Source organism: Thioclava sediminum, from assembly GCF_002020355.1.
Lineage (GTDB): Bacteria > Pseudomonadota > Alphaproteobacteria > Rhodobacterales > Rhodobacteraceae > Thioclava > Thioclava sediminum.
On record NZ_MPZV01000001.1, the window covers coordinates 1,167,585 to 1,184,933 of the forward strand.

A 17,349-nucleotide genomic window follows, 5' to 3' on the forward strand; every position below is an offset into this window, starting at 1 on the left:
CCCGGGCGCCCCGCGCCGACGCTATTCCACAAGCGGGGACAACCCGCGATCAAACCAAGCAACAGAGAGGTCTCTGAACAATGAAACATGTCCTGACATCCGTCGCGCTTCTGGGCGCTACGTGTGCCGCGCTCCCGGCCATGGCCGAGGATGCGTGGTTCCCCTACCCCGCCGAAGAGGTCGTCCCGGCCTTCTCCGCCGATGGCACCGCCCAGCCCATCGAATATGAGGCGCTGGCCAAGGCCGACAAGGATTACAAGATCTGCGTCTCCTTCCCGCATATGAAAGACGCCTATTGGCTCGGCGTCGATTACGGTGTGACCGAAGAGGCCAAGCGCGAAGGCGTCAGCCTGAACGTGGTCGAGGCCGGTGGCTACACCAACCTCGCCAAGCAGATCAGCCAGATCGAGGACTGTGCCGCCGGTGGCGCGCAGGCGGTCATCATCGGGGCGATCTCCTATGACGGTCTGAACTCGGTCGTGAAGGAACTGGCCGACAAGGACATCCCGGTCATCGACCTCGTCAACGGCATGTCCTCGCCCGACCTCGCGGCCAAGTCGCTCGTCTCCTTCGAGACGATGGGCAAAGAAATCGGCTCCTACCTCGCGCAGAAGCACCCCGAGGGCAGCGACGAAGTGACCGTCGGCTGGTTCCCGGGCCCGGCAGGCGCCGGTTGGGTCGAAGCCGCGAACAAGGGCTTCATGGAAGCCGTGAAAGGCTCGGCCGTGAAAGTGCTCGAGCCGCGCTACGGCGATACCGGCAAGGAAGCCCAGCTCAAGCTCGTCGAAGACGTGCTGCAGGCGAACCCGGAAGTGAGCTACATCGCGGGCACCGCGGTGACTGCGGAAGTAGCACAGGGCCTGCTGCGCGAGCGCGGCCTGACCGACAAGGTCGGCAACCTCGCCTTCTACCTGACGCCCGGTGTCTATAGCGGCATCCAGCGCGGCTTCATCGAGGCAGCCCCGGCGGACTCGATGGTCATCCAGGGCCGGATCGCGGTCGATCAGGCGGTGCGGATCCTCGAAGGCAAGGACTATGTCAAACATGTCGGTCCGAAGATTTTCGTCATCACCAAGGACAATATCGAAGACACGCCGCGTTCCGCGGTGCTGCCCCCGGACGGCTTCCAGCCGGTCTTCTCGGTGAACTGACGACCCGCGGCGCCGGCCCTCCCCCTTCCGCCGGCGCCGCCAATTCCTGCCCTGGGAGACAGCAAATGACGAGCAAACCGCTTCTACAGGCGCATGGGCTGAGCAAGGCCTATCCGGGTGTCCTCGCCCTCGATGCCGTCGATTTCGACCTCTATGCGGGTGAGCTGCATGTGCTGTTCGGTGAGAACGGCGCGGGGAAATCGACGATGATCTCGCTGCTGGCGGGCGCGAATACTCCGACTTCCGGCACGATCGAGATGCGCGGCGAGCCAGTCCAGTTCGCCTCGGTGGCCGATGCGCAGGCCAAAGGCATCCATACCGTTTTTCAAGAATTCTCGCTGATCCCGACGATGAGCGTGGCGCAGAACATGTTTCTGGGCCACGAGCCGGGTGTCGGCCCCTTCCTGTCGCCGCGCGCGATGCGCCAACGGGCAAAGCAGATCCTGACCGATCTGAACTTCGACATCGACCCGGACCTGACCGTGGCGCGCCTGTCGCGGGCGCAACAGCAGATGGTCGAGATCGCGAAGGCGATGCAGGGCGATCTGTCGGTCCTGATCCTCGACGAGCCCACCGCCTCGCTGACCGATCGCGAGGTCGATCAGCTCTTCGAGGTGATCGGGCGGCTCAAATCCGAGGGTGTGGGGATCATCTATATCTCGCACCGCGTGCATGAATTCGAGCGCATCGGAGAGCGCGTGACCGTGCTGCGCGACGGCGCGCATATCGGCACCGCGCCGATGGCCGAGATGACCGAGCAGTCGCTCGTGGACATGATGGCCGGGCGCGAGATCCGCGACATCTACCCGAGCATCGCCCATACGCCCGGCGAAGTCGTCCTCGACGTGCAAAACCTCAGCGCTCCCGGTATCGATCATGCCTCCTTCGAGGTGCGCCGGGGCGAGGTGCTGGGCGTCGCGGGCCTCGTGGGCTCGGGCAAGTCGCGGCTGTTCCGCTCGGTGATGGGGCTCAACCCGACCCATGCCGGGCAGGTCCGCTTCAAGGGCCGGGACGTCACCGGCGCGCAGACCCGCAAGCTGGTGAAGGCGGGCGCGTGGTATCTCTCGCCCGACCGCAAGCATGAGGGCCTGATCCTCGCCGAGACGCCGCGCGGCAATCTGGTGATGGATCTGATGGCCGAGGGCGGCCCGCTGCTGCGCTCGCGTCAGCTGAGCACCCGCGCGGCGGAAATCTTCGGCCATGTCGAACTGCATGAGAGCTACCGCAGCCGCGTCGTCGGCAAGCTCTCGGGCGGCAATCAGCAGAAGGTGCTGTTCGGCAAGGCCTTCGGGCATAAGGCCGATCTCTACATCTTCGACGAGCCGACCGTGGGCGTCGACATGGGCACCCGCGCGGCGCTCTACCGGCTGATCGCGGAACTGGCCGAGGCCGGAAAGGCCGTGGTGGTGATCTCGTCGGATCTGCCAGAGGTGATGAACCTCGCCCACCGCGCCATCGTGCTCGCCAATGGCAAGATCACCGCCGAGCTGCCGCGCGAGGATCTGCGCGAGGACATCGTCCTGCGCTATTTCTTCGACCAGCCCGGCGCCTCCCAACAGACACAAAAAGACACAGAAGGAAGCCCCGCATGATGCAGGCCAATTCCAAGCCTTCGCTGGCGGCGCTGCCGCTGCGTATCTTCATCAAGCTCGGCGTGCTGCCGTTCTTCCTCATCGCGGCCGTCGTGATCTTCACCCTCGCCGCGCCGAACTTCCTGTCGCCGCAGAACCTGATCAACGTGGCGCGACAATCGGTCTATCTGGTGCTGGTTTCGCTGGGCCAGATGCTGGTGCTGATCTCGGGGGGCTTCGACCTCTCGGTGGGCACGGTGATCGCGCTCAGCTCCGTCGTCTCGGCGCTGGCGATGACATGGGCCGCACAGATTTTCCCCGATGCGATCTGGCTCGTGATCCTGATCGGCGCCTTTGCAGGCTTCGCGGTCGCGCTGATCGTGGGCGCGGTGAACGGGATCGGCGTCGCGCTGTTCGACGTCTCGCCCTTCATCATGACGCTGGGTGTCTCGTCTGTCGGGACCGGGCTTGCGCTGTTCCTGACCGGGGGCGTGCCGGTTTCGGGCCTGCCCTTCGCCTTTGGCGACACCTTCGGCTTCGGCCGGGTGTTCGGAGTTCCCGTGCCCGTGGTGATCGCCGTGATCGCCATCATCGTGATGTGGGTGCTGATGGCCCGCACCCGCGTCGGCGCCCGCATCTATGCCGTCGGCGGCAACATCAAGGCGGCCCATTTGTCGGCGATCAACACCCGCGGCACGCTGATCCTCGTCTATGGGCTTTGCGCCGTGATCGCGGCCCTGACCGGTCTGTTGCTGACCGCGCGCGTCGAGAGCGGCGATGCGAACCTTGGCGGCACGATCGCAATGGAGAGCATCGCAGCCTGCGTCATCGCCGGGGTCTCGCTGCGCGGCGGGATCGGCCGGGTGGAGAATGTCGTGCTCGGCGCGTTCTTCATCATCCTGATGCAAAACGGGATGAACCTCGCGCAGGTCAGCTCCTACATGCAGATGGTGCTCATCGGTCTGTTGCTCATCTGCGCCGTGATCTTCGACCAGCTGCGCTACCGGATGATCGTGAAGGGCTAAGAGACCAACCTGGCCGGGTGCGCGCGTCTTGCGCCACCCGGCTTTTGTCTTTTCGTTCGGTCGAAGCGATATGGAACGAAGCCGACATTCGTTGCGCGCTGCCGGTCGAACACGACCGAGGCCTAGGGTCAGGATTCATTGATTTGTGTTGCGTCGCGTGATTCACGGCTCCGAAAACGGAGAGAAAAAAGACCGTGATGATCGACGCAACCTACCTGAAGGCATACCGCACCGCGACCAGCCTGGCCGCGAAAAAGGGGGCGCGGTCGCCTGATCGGGCGAACCAAGGAGTTTGAGGGAAAAAGAAACTGTCCGGGGGACAGTTTCGCCCGAAAACGGAATACCAAACTGGATGCCATCTGCGACAGCCAAGGGCGACCGCTCAGCCTGTTCGTCACCGCTGGGCAGGTCGGCGACTACATCGGTGCGCGGGCGCTGCTGAGCAGCCTACCCAAGGTCGACTGGTTCCTCGGGGACCGCGGCTTATGCCGACTGGTTCCGAGACGCGTTTCAGGACAAAGGGATACGCGCCTGCATCCCGGGCCGGAAGCAACGCAAGACGCCCATCAAATATGACAAACGCCGTAACCGGATTGAGATAATGTTCGGCAGTCTCAAAGACCGGAGGCGTGTGGCGACTCGCTATGACCGATCTCCGAAGGTCTTCCTCTCCGCCATCGCCCTGGCGGCTCTCGTCATCTACTGGTTATGAATTCTAAGCCTAGAAAATGACAGACCCGCGCCACGAGGCGCGGGTTCGCTCTTCATCGGGAGCAAAGGCTCAGTTCAGCTCGGTCGCACGCTCTGCATCGACGGTCTTCGATGCCTGATCGACGGCTGATTGCAGATCATCGAATACTTCGCCACCGTTCTGGACGTTGTCCTTGAACCAGCCATAGACCGGCTTCGCCGCGTCCTGGAACTGCTGCTTTTCCTCGGGCGTCGGCACGTATATCTCGCCGCCGTCCTTCTTGAACTCCTCGTAAGCCGCGATCGACTTGCGCTTCGGCGAGGCGAACGTCGCCTGCTGGAGCGCCGCGAACCCGTCCACGATCACACGCTGCATGTCGGGCGACATCTCCTTGAACTTTTGGTTGTTCATCCACCACAGCGCCGCCATGTAGGCATGCCCGTCGAGCGTCAGATGCTTCAGCCCGGCCTCGGGGAATTTCATGTTCATGATGTCGGTGATGCCGTTCTTGGTGCCGTCCACAACGCCGGTCTGCATCGCGGTGAACAGCTCCGGCCACGGGATCGGGGTCGGCGAAGCACCCATCGCCTTCACCAACTCTTGCGGCAGGTCGGCGACGATGGTGCGGATCTTCATCCCCTTCAGATCTGCGGGCGTCTTCACCGTCTTCTTGGTGTTGGCGAAGTTGCGCCAGCCGCCGGTATTCCCGATCGTCATCAGGCGGATCATGTCGTCGCTATCCGCCAGCGCCATCTTGCGCAGCTCCGAGGTGAAGTCGGTATGGGTCAGCGCTTCCTCGGCCACCCGGTCGTTCGGCATCAGATACGGCAGGTCGAGGACCTGCACGTAAGGAAAGATCCCCGCGGCGCCGCCCGAGGTCGAGATGTAGATATCGAGCGAGCCATCCGCGATGCCCTGCAGGCACTCCGCCCCGTTCGAGCAGAGCTGCGTGCCGATGAAGAGGTCGACCTTGATCTTCCCGTTCGAGGCATTCTCGACATAGTTCTTGAACACGACGAGACCGTCGTAATCCTCGTCATTGGTGTTGGAGTTGGCGACCGCGCGCAGCGTGATCGTATCGTCCTGAGCCTGCGCGGCCATGCCGAGCCCCGAGGCCAGCACGGCCCCCAGCGCAAGCGATTTCACAAAAGTTCTGAGCATCGTTTCCTCCCTATATGCTTCAGTCTTGTCTTAGTTGGCGAACCCCGTCAGGCGGGGGATGGTCATCGAAATCGCGGGAAAATAGGTAATCAGGAAGATCACGGCCACTTCGACCGCGAGGAACGGCAGGATCGCGCGGGCGATGGTCTCGACCCGCTCTTTCGAGACGGCGGCGGCGACGAACAGCACCAGCCCCATCGGCGGCGTCGCGAGGCCCACGGTCAGGTTCACGCTCATGATGATCGCGAAATGGATCGGATCGACGCCGAGCCCGGTGAAGATCGGCGCGAGGATCGGTCCCAGCACGATGATCGCCGGGCCCGCGTCGAGGAACATGCCCACGATGAACAGCAGGATATTGATCAAGAACAGCAGGATCAGCGGGTTCTGCGACAGGCCGAGGATGAATTCCGCCAGCGCCTCGGGGGCGTGCGCAAGGCTGACGACGGTCTTGAACGCCATCGCCGCGCCCACCAGCAAAAGCACCACCGAAGAGGTCAGCCCCGCCCGCATCAGGATATGCGGCAGGTCGCCCCAGCGCAGCGTGCGCAGGATGAAGAGACCGACGATCAGCGCATAGGCCACGGCGATTGCCGCCGCCTCGGTCGGCGTGAAGACACCGCCCAAGATACCGCCTAGAATGATCACCGGCGTCATCAGCGGGAAAAACGCGCGCAAGGATGCCTGCCCGCGCTCGGGCCAGGTGTGTTTCTTCGAGGCGGGGGGAAACCCGTGTTTGTTGGCCATGAACTTGACCATCAGCATCAGCCCGATACCGACGAGCGCCCCTGGCACGATCCCCGCGAGGAACAGCGCCGCGACCGACTGGCCCATGACATAGGCGTAGATGATCATGATGCCCGAAGGCGGGATGATCGGGCCAATCACCGAGCTGGCCGCGGTGATGGCGGCGGCGAATTTGCGGGTGTAGCCCTGCTGTTCCATCGCCGGGATCAGCATCGAACCCAGTGCCGAAGTGTCGGCCACCGCCGAGCCCGAAAGCCCCGCGAACAGCATCGAGGACAGGACATTCACATGCGCGAGCCCGCCGCGCAGATGGCCCATCATCGCTTCCGAGAACTCCACCAGACGGCGCGTGATGCCGCCCGAATTCATCATCTCGCCCGCCAGCATGAAGAACGGGATCGCGAGCAGCGGGAAGCTGTCCATCCCGTTGTAAAGGTTGCGGTAAAGCAGCGCGAAATCGCGCTCTTGCCCGTTCAGGAGCAGCATCGCGCCGGGCGCTGCCAGAAGCGCGAAGAAGATCGGGAAGCCGATCAGGATCAGGACGAGGAAAAGGGGCAGGAACCAGACCAGCATCACTCGGCCCCTCCGGCGACGGACCAGACCGGCGGCAGCGGATCGTCTCCGGTGCGGAAGGCGAGCAGATTGCGCAGGATCAGCTCGATATTGACCAGCACGAGAAGCGCGAAGCCCACCACTAGCGAGGCCATCATCCAGCTCCGCGGCACGCGAATCCAAGCGTCGAAGGCCAGATTTTCCGGCACCCAGAGCGAGGCGGTTGCGAATTTCCCGCCAAAGCCGGTGATCCCGGCCCAGCCGAGTTTCAAAGCCGCGACCGAGACCAGCAGCGAGAACATCAGCAGCACCAGTGTCAGCGTGCGCCCCACCAGCTTGGGCAGCATCACCGCCAGCATGTCGATCGCCACGAAGCCGCCAGAGCGAAACGCCGAGGGCGCCATCAGCCCCGCCATCCACAACATGCAGAACCGCGCCGCCTCATCGGGCCAGGGTAGCGCGCTATTGAGCACATAGCGGAACCAAATCTGGATCAGGATCGCGATGACCATCGCCGCCACGGCAAAGACACCCGCCCACCGTCCGATGGCGAGCAGGATGTCGTTCAGCCGGACGAGCGGTCTCACCAGAATTGTCAGCAGGGTCATGCGCGCGTTTCCTCCCTCGCGATCCCTTGGAGGCCCGGCGCCACGCTCCTCCTGCGCGGTCCGGGCCGGATATGTCAGCGCCTCAGTTCATCTCGATCCGCCGCACCTGCCCACGGTAGAAGGCCAGCGCGTCACCATCGTCGCGCATCACCGCGCGCTCGACTTGACCCAGCACCAGCAGGTGATCGCCGCCCTCGTGGCAGGCTACGCGATGACATTCGAAGCGCGCGAGACAGCCGTCGATCAGCGGCACGCCATGATCGTTGAGGTGATAGGCGTGATCGAGCAGCGCATGGGCATTCTTTGTCGTGGCAAAGCACAGATCGTCCTGATCGGCGGCGAGCACGTGGATCGCGTAATGCTCCGCGTTCTCGAAATGCACGAAGCGGCGCGAGTTGCGATCCGGGGCCCAGATCACCAGCGGCGGATCGAGCGAGACCGAAGAGAAACTGTTCGCCGTGATCGCGACAGGGCCGTTCTCGCTGGCGGCGGTCACGATGGTGATGCCCGTGGCAAACCGCCCGAAGGCGTCGCGCAGCAAGCGGGTATTCTCTGGGCCCGGCACGAAAGTGCGCGGGGTGAACTGGCGGGTTGCGTTCATCATGGGACCTCCTGACCGAGCCCGGCCTCGTAGAGGCGGAACCACGTCTCCCTGTCGATCTGCACCTTCATCGCATCGGAAAGCTTCGCGATCCGCTCGAGATTGTTCGTCCCCATCACCGGGATGATCCGCGCCGGATGCGCCAGCAGGAAAGCGGTCGCGACAGCTGCACGATCTACGCCTTGCGCCTGCGCGATCTCATCAAGAACGCTTTGCACGCGACCCTCTCCCGTCATCAGCGCGCCGCCGCCCAGTGGCGACCACGCCATCGGGGGTTGGGACTGACGCTGGTGGAAGGCCAGATCGCCATTGGTGAAGGGCTGCAGGCAACCGAGGCTAATCTCGATCTGGTTGGTCACCAGCGGCGTCTTCATCCCCGATTGCAGCAACTCCCAGTCCCACGGGCGGAAGTTCGACACGCCGACCGCGCGCACCTTGCCCGAGGCGACCAGATCATCCAGCACAGCCCCAGTCTCGTGGTGATCAATCAGCGGATCGGGGCGGTGGATCAGCAGCAGGTCGATCCGGTCGGTGGCCAGCTCCCGCAGCGAGGCCTCGACCGAGGCTTCGATATGCGCGCGCGAGGTGTCGTAATGCTTCACCTTGCGATGCGAATGACGGCCCGCCGCGACGATGATGTCGCATTTCGTGACGATCTCCATCTGATCGCGCAGCGACGGATCCTCGCGCATCGCCGCGCCGAAGACCCCCTCCGCCGTGTAGCCGCCATAGATATCGGCATGGTCGAACGTGGTGATCCCCTGCGCCAGACAGGCGTCGATCTTGGCGCGCACATGGGCGGGCGAGGTATCGGCATCGTCGGCGAGCCGCCACATGCCATAGACGATCCGGCTGAGCGCGACATCCGAGGTAAGGTCGATCTTTTCCATTAGCGGCGTTCCCCTTCTGCGAGCGGTGTTGCCGGCGGCCCCATCGGGACGCGACCATAGATTTCGGGCAGCGAGACCGTGTCGAGATGCGGCATCACAAGACGGCCGAACTGGCGAGCCTCGTCGATATGCGGATAGCCCGACAGGATGAAGGCGCGAATGCCCATCTTGCGATATTCCTCGAGCTTCGTGAGCACCTGATCGGCCGAGCCCACCAGCGCCGCGCCGCAGCCCGAACGCGCGCGCCCCACCCCGGTCCAGAGGTTCGGCTCGACATAGCCGCTCTCATCCGCGATCTCGCGGTTGCGCGCCTGCTTCGACACGCCGAGCGAGCCCGCATCATGCGCCCGCTCGCGGATTTTCCGGCCTTCCTCGTCATCGAGCTTCGAGACAAGTTCCTGCGCGTATTCCTTCGCCTCGGCCTCGGTGTCGCGCACGATCACATGGACTCGCAGCCCGTAGTCGAGAACGCGCCCGTGCCGCTCGGCGGCCTCGTTGACCACCTTCATCCGGCCTTCCAGCTCTTCCTTCGTCTCGGGCCACATCAGGTAGACGTCGCAATGCTCTGCGCACAGCTCGACCGCCGCCGGGGAATAGCCGCCGAAATAGAGAAGCGGGCCGCCCTGCTGATAGGGCTTCGCCGGGTCGGTCGTGAGGCCTTTGAAATTGTAGACCTGACCTTCGTAATTGATCTCGTCTTGGGTCCAGGCCTGCTTGAGGATCTCGACCACTTCACGCGAGCGCTGGTAGCGGAATTCGCTCTCTTCCTTCTCGCCCGGGAAATCCGACGAGATGATATTCACCGTCAGACGCCCTTCGAGCATATGGTCGAGCGTCGCGATGGTGCGCGCCAGCATGATCGGCTGCATCTCGCCGCAGCGCACGGCGGCGAGGAAATTCATCCGGTTGGTGATCTGGCTGGCGCCGGCCACAAAGCTCAGCGTGTCTTGGCCCACCTGATAGCTCGACGGGCACAGAATGTTGCGGAAGCCCTGCCGCTCGGCCTCTCGCACGATGTCGGAACAATGCGCCCAGCTGGAGCGGAGATCGCCCTCGGGCTGGCCGAGATAGCGGTAATCATCCGAACACAGGGCAGAAAACCAGGACACCTCCGCGGCATCGAGATCACCCGATCTCACCGGCACAACAGTCATGCGTTCCTCCCTCGCGATTCCCGTTCGATTTCCCTTCACTTAGCAGCCGCCTTGATATAGATCAATACTGTATCAATTTTTGAGGCGACCAAGTGACACAGGCAAATCAAGGATCAGAGCGCACCGGACTGCCGATCTACAAGCAGGTTTCCGAAGTGCTGATTCGAGATATCGCGGCGGGCCGGCTGACCGACGGGGAGCGCCTGCCCCCCGAACGGACGATGGCCGCGCAGCTGAAGATCGCAGTGGGCACGCTGCGCCGCGCGCTGGAGGATCTGGAAGAAAAAGGCCTGCTGGAGCGCGTGCAGGGCTCCGGCAATTACATCCGCACCCGCAACCTGCGCGACCATTTCTACTCCATGCTGCGGATCGAGCTCCTGTCGGGCGGCGGCTTTCCGAATGCGCGCATCCTCTCGGTCGATGTGATGGACAAGCCCCCCGACCTGCCGGAGTTTGGCACGTCCAAGCGCGCGAGCCGGGTGCGCCGCCTCCGCTTCCTCGACGAGACGCCGGTCGCGGCGGAGGAAATCTGGCTCGACGCCTCGAAAGGCGAGGTGAAGGCCGAGGATCTCGAAGACTCGCTTTACGCCTATTACCAACGCGCGCTCGGCTTCTGGATCGCGAGCGCCGAGGATCGTGTGAGCTTCGCACCGATGCCGGACTGGGGGCCGTCGGAACTGGCCTGCCGCCCCGGTGAGACCGCTGGCTATATCGAGCGCTTCAGCTGGGCCGACGGCCCTGCCCCGGTCGAATTTTCGCGCACATGGTTCGACACCAGCCGCGCACATTACGTTCAACGCATGAGATGAGGAGGCTCGGATGAGCGTCACCAAGACGGGACCCGTTCGCTACGGCATGATCGGCTGCGGCATGATGGGACAGGAACACCTGCGCAATATTGCGCTGCTGGACGGGGCGGAGGTCGCGGCGATCTTCGAGCCTGACGCGAAGATGGCGCAGGCGGCGCAGACGCTCGCCCCAGGGGCGCAGATGGTGGGATCGATGGCCGATTTACTGGCGGTGGAGGCGCTCGACTGCCTCGTGATCACCAGTCCAAATTTCCGACATCTCGAACAGCTTGAAGAAATCGCCGCGACCCGCCCGCTGCCGGTGCTCGTGGAAAAGCCGCTTTTTACCGATCCGACCCATGCCGAGCGGCTGCAAGCCTTCCGCGACAACTACCCCGCCCCGGTCTGGGTGGCGATGGAATATCGCTACATGCCGCCGATCGCGGCCTTCCTCGACGAGGCCGAGGCTGCGACGGGCGGGATCACCATGCTCACCGTGCGCGAACACCGTTTCCCCTTCCTGTTCAAGGTCGGCAACTGGAATCGCTTCAACCGCTACACGGGCGGCACCTTCGTCGAGAAATGCTGCCATTTCTTCGACCTGATGCGGCTTGCCCTGAAATCCGAGCCGGTGCGCGTCATGGCCTCCGCCCCGCCCCCGGTGAACCACGTCACCGAGGCCGACGCGCCCGATATCCTCGATGCGGGATATGCCATCATCGAATTCGCAAGCGGCGCACGGGCGATGTTGGAGCTGTGCATGTATGCCGAGGGCGCGCGCTATCAGGAGGAGGTCACCGCCGTCGGACCCAAGGGCAAGATCGAGGCGCTGGTGCCCGGCCCGACCCGGTTCTGGCCCGCGCATCTGGGCGCGCCGCCGGTGCCGAAACTGGTGATCTCGCCGCGCGATCCGAAAGGCCCGGTGGAGCGCGAGCTGCCGGTGCCCGAGGAACTGCTCGCCGCGGGCGATCACAACGGGTCCACCTATCACCAGCATGTAGGCTTCATCGCCCTCGTGCGCGGGGAGCGCAGCGCGCCTGAGGTCACGCTGGAAGATGGCTGGGCTGCCGTCGCTATCGGCCAAGCGGTGCAGCGCTCGATCGAGACCAGCGAGGTGGTGCGCCTCGCCGACCAGCCTTGGCAGCGCGTGAGCCAAGACGCCTGAACGCCACAAGCGACGCTCCCCGAAGACGAAAACCGCTGTGCCCTCCCTCGAGAAGGCACAGCGGAGAAGTCTTGCTACATCGGACCGAGGCCACCCCTCGAGCTCGCGGTCATTTGGTTAGCCGCACTGCGAGCTCAGGCCGCGCCACAACATCGGCAAGCGCGGAATAGACCCGATCTGATCACCGGAAACTTGCCCGTTCGAAGCGGGGGGCCGATTGGTGGGGCTCTGCTGAACAAATCCTGTGAGGGATTCATCTCGTGAATCTGACCAGCCACTGGCGGTTCACCCAGTCGCGATTGAAGACAAGTTAACGTTTGATCCGCCCCCCTTCACGGCTCCAGGCGCATCCGATGAGACGGCGAGAAGGCTTGCCGCGCATAGGTAATCGGTTGCGCATCGAGCCAGGTCACCCGGAGCATCGTGAGCACCGGATCGTCGGGCGCGCAGACAAGAGGTTTTGCAGCCGCCCCGGCAGATTCCGCCAGGAATTCCATCCTGCCGGGAGTATAGGGTGTCTGCCGGACGAGCCAGCCATTCGGGTGCTTCTTCGATAGGTCCACTTCTTCGATCTTGGGGCTCAAGGGCCCGAATTTTTGCGAGCGTTTGAATTTAATACATTTGTTGCGCCCACAGCAAAGCCACCGGTCGCAGAGGCAATAAAACATTTGACTTCAATGGCTTAGATCCGCGGACCCCGCGCCAACCGATTAACGCACGGCCTCCTTGCCTCAAAATTAGCGAAGAAGACGTCTACGATACACGGGGCCATTCAAGCGAGCTGGTGCCTGGGCCTGAAGATATTCGACAGCGACATCGCTGTGCTTTGAGGACACTCGGATCGCGCCTCAGCTTTTCGCGGCCGGGGCGGCAACAGTGCTGCGCTCGACAAGTTCGCAGTCGAGGATCCGACGGGCGCACTGCCCCGGCCCGTTTTCGAGCATGTCGATCACCATCTCGGCCGCGACTGCTCCCATTTGCTGCCGCGGCTGGCGAATTGTAGTGAGCGGCGGGTCGGAGATCTCGGCCAGCATCGTGTCATCGAAGCCGATGACGGAGAGGTCGCGCGGCACGTCCAGACCGACTTGCTGTGCAGCACGGATCGCACCCAGGGCGGATTCGTCATTGGCGCAGAAGATTGCGGTTGGCGGATCCGGCAAGGCAAGCAGGGCGCGGGTTGCGCGCCGTCCGGTCTCGAAGCTGAAATCCCCCGGCGCTTCGAGGGCGGGATCCGCTGGCAGTCCTGCCTGCGAGAGGGCGCGCCGATACCCCTCGCGTCGTTCGCGGCTGATGATCCGCGCCATCGGGCCGCACAGATGCGCGATCCGGCGATGTCCCAGCGCATGAAGATGGGCCACCGCCTGCGCGGCCCAACCGACATTGTCCACCAGCACCGCGCAGAGCGCGAGTTCGGGATTATCCTCTGACACCAGCACGACCGGGCCCTGCTCGGCCATCTTGCGCGAGAGGCCCGCGGGCAGATGGCCGGTCAGCAGGATCAGGCCGTCCACGCGCCGCCCCAGATACTGTTCGGCGTAGAGACGTTCGACGTCTTCGAGCCCATCCGTTCCGCCCACCACCACCGAAAACTGACGCTCCCGCGCGACATACTCCGCGCCCTTGATCAGCTCGGCGTAGAACGGGTTTTCAAGGTCCTGAACGAGGATCAGTAGCGAATTGGCCGCCTGGGCGCGCAATTGACGCCCGATCAGGTTGGGGCGGAAACCGAGCTCCTCGGCGATCTCATGCACCAGTTCGCGAGTCTTGGGGCTGACTTGGTCGGGACGGGTGAGCGCTCGCGACACCGTAGCGGTCGAGACGCCGGCGCGGCGCGCCACGTCGGCCATCGTGTGGCGCGGGCCACTCGCCCCTGCCCCCGCCATTCCGCCCTCACCCGACTCACCGCTCACATTCGTCCCTTTCGCTTCATTCTCTATAGGCCCTGCCGGTCCGCGTTCACCAGTGGCAGAGCGCTACACCTCCTGTATTTACTCGGAAATTTCATGATTGCAATCGATTACATGCGCGATTAGCGTAAAATGTAATCGATTGCATACGGGATAGATCCCCGATGACGTCGAGACGCGCGATTGAGGAGTCGCGATCAATTCTGGGAGGAATTCATGCAAGCTCATAAAGGACGGCACGCCCTCGGCATCGCCGCATCTCTGGCACTCGGTCTCGCCGCAGCACAGGCGCAGGCGGCCGAAAAGGCAGAGGTGATCCACTGGTGGACCTCGGGCGGCGAACATGCCGCGGTCAAGGAATTCGAGAAGGCGTTCGACGCGCAGGGCGGCAAATGGGTCGATGCCGCGGTTGCCGGGGGCGGCGGCGATTCCGCGCGCGCCGACGGGATCAACCGCATCATCGGGGGCAATCCGCCTGCCGCCATGCAGTTCAACACCGGCAAGCAGTTCGACGAGCTGGTCTCGAACGGGCTGTTACGCAACCTAGATCCGCTGGCGAAGGAATATGGCTGGAAGGACAAGATCAACCCGGTGCTGCTGAACGCGGTGAGCCAAGATGGGCACATGTATGCCGTGCCGGTCGATATCCACTCCAACATCTGGCTCTGGTATTCGCCCGAACTGCTGAAGAAAGCGGGCGTCGAGCCACCCAAGACCTGGGACGACCTGTTCACCGATCTCGACGCGCTCAAGAAGCAGGGCGTGATCCCGCTCGCGCAGGCGGGCAGCGCCTGGACGCAAGCCCTGACGTTCTTCAACGTCATGATCGGCGAGGGAGGCAAGGACCTTTACATGAAGGTGCTCAAGGATCGCGACGTCGCGGCGGTGAAATCCCCGGAGTTCCTCAAGGTCGCTCAGACGTTCGGCAAACTGCGTGACTACGTGGATAGCGGGATGCAGGGTCGGCAGTGGAACCAGGCGACCGCGCTGGTGATCAACGACAAGGCCGGCTTCAACTTCATGGGCGACTGGGCCAAGGGCGAGATGGAACTCCAGAACAAAGTGCCCGGCAAGGACGTAGGCTGCATTCCGGCACTGGGGCACAATACCTACTGGGTCGGCGGCGATGTCTTCGTCTTCCCCAAGCTGAACGACAAGGCCGAGATCAAGGCACAGGACCTGCTTGCCAAGGTGCTGCTCGAACCCAAGGTGCAGCTGGCCTTCAATGAGAAGAAAGGCGCGGTGCCCGTGCTCAAGGACGTGCCGAGTCAGGATATGGACCAATGCGCGCAGCAAGGGCTCGCGCTGCTCAAGAAGGGCGACTACGTGCCCAGTTCGGACATCCTGATCTCGCCCGACATGAGCGGCTCCATAACCGATCTCGTGGCTTCGTTCTTCACCGACAAGAGCCAGACGCCCGAGAACTTCGTGAACCGCTTCGCCCAGATCATCGGCGGCTAAGCGGACGGGGCCGCGATCCGTCCCTTGGGGTCGCGGCCCCGGCGCGCCCAGCCTCCCCGGGCGCGCGCCCCCTCCCGAGACCGTCACGAGACAGGACATCACGACATGAAGCCGCTTCGACTGCGCCGCCTGAGCGCACAAGTTGCGCTCGTCCCGACATGGATCATCGTCATCTTCGCCTATATCGGCACGATCCTCTGGACGATCCGCATCTCCTTCACCAGTTCCGGCATCCTGCCCAAATACGACTTCGTCGGATTCAAGCAATATGACCGGCTATTCCAATCTTCCCGCTGGACGATCTCAGTCGAGAACCTCGCCATCTTCGGCCTGATCTTCGTCATCGGCTGTCTCGTGCTCGGCTTCCTGATGGCGGTGTTCCTCGATCAGAGGATCAAGGGGGAAGGGATTTTCCGCACGATCTTCCTCTACCCCTACGCGATGTCCTTCATCGTCACAGGCCTCGTCTGGGCCTGGATTCTGAACCCGACGCTGGGCATCCAGCAGGCGGTTCAGAACTGGGGTTGGCACGGCTTCACCTTCGACTGGCTGTCACGCGGTGACCGGGCGATCTATCTCGTGGGATTTGCCGGCATGTGGCAATCGGCGGGTCTTGTGATGGCGATCCTGCTGGCCGGTTTGCGTGGCGTGGATGAAGACATCTGGAAGGCCGCCCGTGTCGACGGCATCCCGCCGTGGCGCGTCTACCTCTCGATTGTGATCCCGATGCTCTCGAGCATGTTCGTCACCGCGGTGGTGCTGCTCGCGATCGCGGTGGTCAAAGTCTACGACATCGTGGTCGCGATGACCGGAGGCGGTCCCGGCATCTCGACGGAGGTGCCCGCCAAATTCGTCATCGATTACCTCTTCAACCGACAGAACATCGCGCTCGCGACCGCGGCCGCCTCAGTGATGTTCGTGGCCGTGCTCGTGGTGCTGGGGCCGTGGCTCTACAACCAGTATTTCCGCCAGGACCGGAGGGCGTCATGACCGCTGAGACCCAACCGCGCGGGCGCAAGCCCCGGCGGCTCACCGCCAGCCGGATCGGCATCTATGCCTTTCTCGTGTTCGCAGCCGCGTTCTTCCTGCTGCCCTTCTACGTGATGATCGTGACATCGTTCAAAACGATGCCCGAGATCCAGCAGGGCAATATCTTCGGCCTGCCCACGGACTTCACCCTCAAGCCCTGGTCCACGGCCTGGGCCCATGCCTGCACGGGCGTGAACTGCGAGGGCATCCGGGTGGGTGTGCTGAACTCCTTCGAGATCATGATCCCGGCTGCGACGCTCTCGATCCTGCTGGGCGCGATCAACGGCTACGCGCTGTCATTCTGGCGCCCGCGCGGGGGCAACCTGATCTTTGCGGTGCTGCTGCTGGGTGCGTTCATTCCTTACCAGGTCTACCTTTACCCGTTGGTGCGGATGCTCTCGAAAGTGTCGCTCTACAACACGCTGCCGGGCATCATCACCGTGCATGTGATCTTCGGCCTGCCGGTAATGACGCTGCTGTTTCGCAATTACTACGTCGCCGTGCCCGTGGACCTGTTTAAGGCTGCGCGGATCGACGGGGGCGGCTTCTGGACGATCTTCTTCCAACTGATGATCCCGATGTCCGGTCCGATCCTCGTCGTCGCCGCGATCCTGCAGGTCACAGGCATCTGGAACGACTTCCTCTTCGGCCTGATCTTCGCCGGGCGCGATCACCTGCCGATGACCGTCGAGCTCAACAACATCGTCAACACAACCACCGGCACCAAGGCCTACAACGTCAACATGGCCGCGACGATCCTGACGGCGCTGGTGCCGCTGATCGTCTACTTCGTCTCGGGCCGCTGGTTCGTCCGCGGCATCGCCGCCGGCGCCGTGAAAGGATAATGC

The 17,349-nt window shown here is 63.4% G+C and carries 16 protein-coding genes and 1 pseudogene; 9 read left to right on the forward strand and 8 right to left on the reverse strand.

What is annotated here, in order from left to right:
• Positions 1 to 80: 80 nt before the first annotated feature.
• From torT to BMI91_RS05155, 4 genes and pseudogenes are all read left to right on the forward strand, one after another.
• Entirely contained in the window at positions 81 to 1,151 is a 1,071-nt protein-coding gene (torT, locus tag BMI91_RS05140; protein WP_078545607.1) for a TMAO reductase system periplasmic protein TorT, read from the forward strand.
• Between the two features lie 65 nt (positions 1,152 to 1,216).
• Positions 1,217 to 2,743: a sugar ABC transporter ATP-binding protein gene (locus tag BMI91_RS05145; protein ID WP_078604172.1), complete on the forward strand. Its 1,527-nt coding sequence runs from the start codon at positions 1,217 to 1,219 to the stop codon at positions 2,741 to 2,743.
• Positions 2,740 to 3,747 (forward strand): ABC transporter permease, encoded by a 1,008-nt coding sequence (locus tag BMI91_RS05150; RefSeq protein ID WP_232621712.1) that lies wholly within the window; start codon positions 2,740 to 2,742, stop codon positions 3,745 to 3,747. The genes BMI91_RS05145 and BMI91_RS05150 overlap by 4 nt, the downstream gene beginning before the upstream one ends.
• Positions 3,748 to 3,932: 185 nt before the next feature.
• Positions 3,933 to 4,459, forward strand: a pseudogene (locus BMI91_RS05155) (IS5 family transposase); the annotation flags it as partial.
• Positions 4,460 to 4,528: 69 nt separating this feature from the next.
• Here BMI91_RS05155 and BMI91_RS05160 read toward each other — a convergent pair.
• From BMI91_RS05160 to BMI91_RS05185, 6 genes are all read right to left on the reverse strand, one after another.
• The gene (locus tag BMI91_RS05160; protein ID WP_078604173.1) at positions 4,529 to 5,599 is read right to left on the reverse strand and encodes a TRAP transporter substrate-binding protein; all 1,071 of its coding nucleotides are present in this window, start codon (positions 5,597 to 5,599) and stop codon (positions 4,529 to 4,531) included.
• A 30-nt stretch (positions 5,600 to 5,629) separates the two neighbouring features.
• A complete protein-coding gene (locus BMI91_RS05165) occupies positions 5,630 to 6,919 on the reverse strand; it encodes a TRAP transporter large permease (protein WP_078540029.1) in 1,290 nt (429 codons plus the stop codon).
• Entirely contained in the window at positions 6,919 to 7,506 is a 588-nt protein-coding gene (locus tag BMI91_RS05170; protein ID WP_078604174.1) for a TRAP transporter small permease, read from the reverse strand. Before BMI91_RS05170 ends, BMI91_RS05165 begins: the two co-directional genes overlap by 1 nt.
• Positions 7,507 to 7,588: 82 nt before the next feature.
• The gene (locus tag BMI91_RS05175; RefSeq protein WP_425274925.1) at positions 7,589 to 8,110 is read right to left on the reverse strand and encodes a flavin reductase family protein; all 522 of its coding nucleotides are present in this window, start codon (positions 8,108 to 8,110) and stop codon (positions 7,589 to 7,591) included.
• Positions 8,107 to 8,997 carry an aldo/keto reductase gene (locus BMI91_RS05180; RefSeq protein ID WP_078604175.1) on the reverse strand — a complete coding sequence of 297 codons (891 nt, stop codon included), beginning with the start codon at positions 8,995 to 8,997 and terminating at the stop codon, positions 8,107 to 8,109. Before BMI91_RS05180 ends, BMI91_RS05175 begins: the two co-directional genes overlap by 4 nt.
• Positions 8,997 to 10,151, reverse strand: coding sequence for an LLM class flavin-dependent oxidoreductase (locus tag BMI91_RS05185; RefSeq protein ID WP_078540032.1), 1,155 nt, complete (start codon positions 10,149 to 10,151; stop codon positions 8,997 to 8,999). The genes BMI91_RS05180 and BMI91_RS05185 overlap by 1 nt, the downstream gene beginning before the upstream one ends.
• Before the next feature lie 92 nt (positions 10,152 to 10,243).
• Between BMI91_RS05185 and BMI91_RS05190 the strand changes: the two genes are divergently transcribed.
• Together BMI91_RS05190 and BMI91_RS05195 are read left to right on the forward strand one after the other, a co-directional pair.
• Positions 10,244 to 10,960, forward strand: coding sequence for a GntR family transcriptional regulator (locus BMI91_RS05190; protein ID WP_208607947.1), 717 nt, complete (start codon positions 10,244 to 10,246; stop codon positions 10,958 to 10,960).
• Between the two features lie 10 nt (positions 10,961 to 10,970).
• Positions 10,971 to 12,104 (forward strand): Gfo/Idh/MocA family protein, encoded by a 1,134-nt coding sequence (locus tag BMI91_RS05195; protein ID WP_078604176.1) that lies wholly within the window; start codon positions 10,971 to 10,973, stop codon positions 12,102 to 12,104.
• A gap of 332 nt (positions 12,105 to 12,436) precedes the next feature.
• Here BMI91_RS05195 and BMI91_RS05200 read toward each other — a convergent pair whose 3' ends face one another.
• Positions 12,437 to 12,688 carry a UTRA domain-containing protein gene (locus tag BMI91_RS05200; protein WP_158522102.1) on the reverse strand — a complete coding sequence of 84 codons (252 nt, stop codon included), beginning with the start codon at positions 12,686 to 12,688 and terminating at the stop codon, positions 12,437 to 12,439.
• Between the two features lie 264 nt (positions 12,689 to 12,952).
• Positions 12,953 to 13,951, reverse strand: a complete 999-nt coding sequence (locus BMI91_RS05205) for a LacI family DNA-binding transcriptional regulator (protein ID WP_158522103.1) — start codon at positions 13,949 to 13,951, stop codon at positions 12,953 to 12,955.
• A 276-nt stretch (positions 13,952 to 14,227) separates the two neighbouring features.
• Here BMI91_RS05205 and BMI91_RS05210 point away from each other — a divergent pair, with 276 nt between their 5' ends.
• The 3 genes from BMI91_RS05210 (at position 14,228) to BMI91_RS05220 (ending at position 17,346) form a co-directional block, all read left to right on the forward strand.
• A complete protein-coding gene (locus BMI91_RS05210) occupies positions 14,228 to 15,472 on the forward strand; it encodes an ABC transporter substrate-binding protein (RefSeq protein WP_078569742.1) in 1,245 nt (414 codons plus the stop codon).
• A gap of 105 nt (positions 15,473 to 15,577) precedes the next feature.
• Complete coding sequence (locus BMI91_RS05215) at positions 15,578 to 16,462, forward strand: carbohydrate ABC transporter permease (protein WP_078540037.1); 885 nt, start codon at positions 15,578 to 15,580, stop codon at positions 16,460 to 16,462.
• Positions 16,459 to 17,346 carry a carbohydrate ABC transporter permease gene (locus BMI91_RS05220; RefSeq protein WP_078604179.1) on the forward strand — a complete coding sequence of 296 codons (888 nt, stop codon included), beginning with the start codon at positions 16,459 to 16,461 and terminating at the stop codon, positions 17,344 to 17,346. Before BMI91_RS05215 ends, BMI91_RS05220 begins: the two co-directional genes overlap by 4 nt.
• Positions 17,347 to 17,349 lie beyond the last annotated feature (3 nt).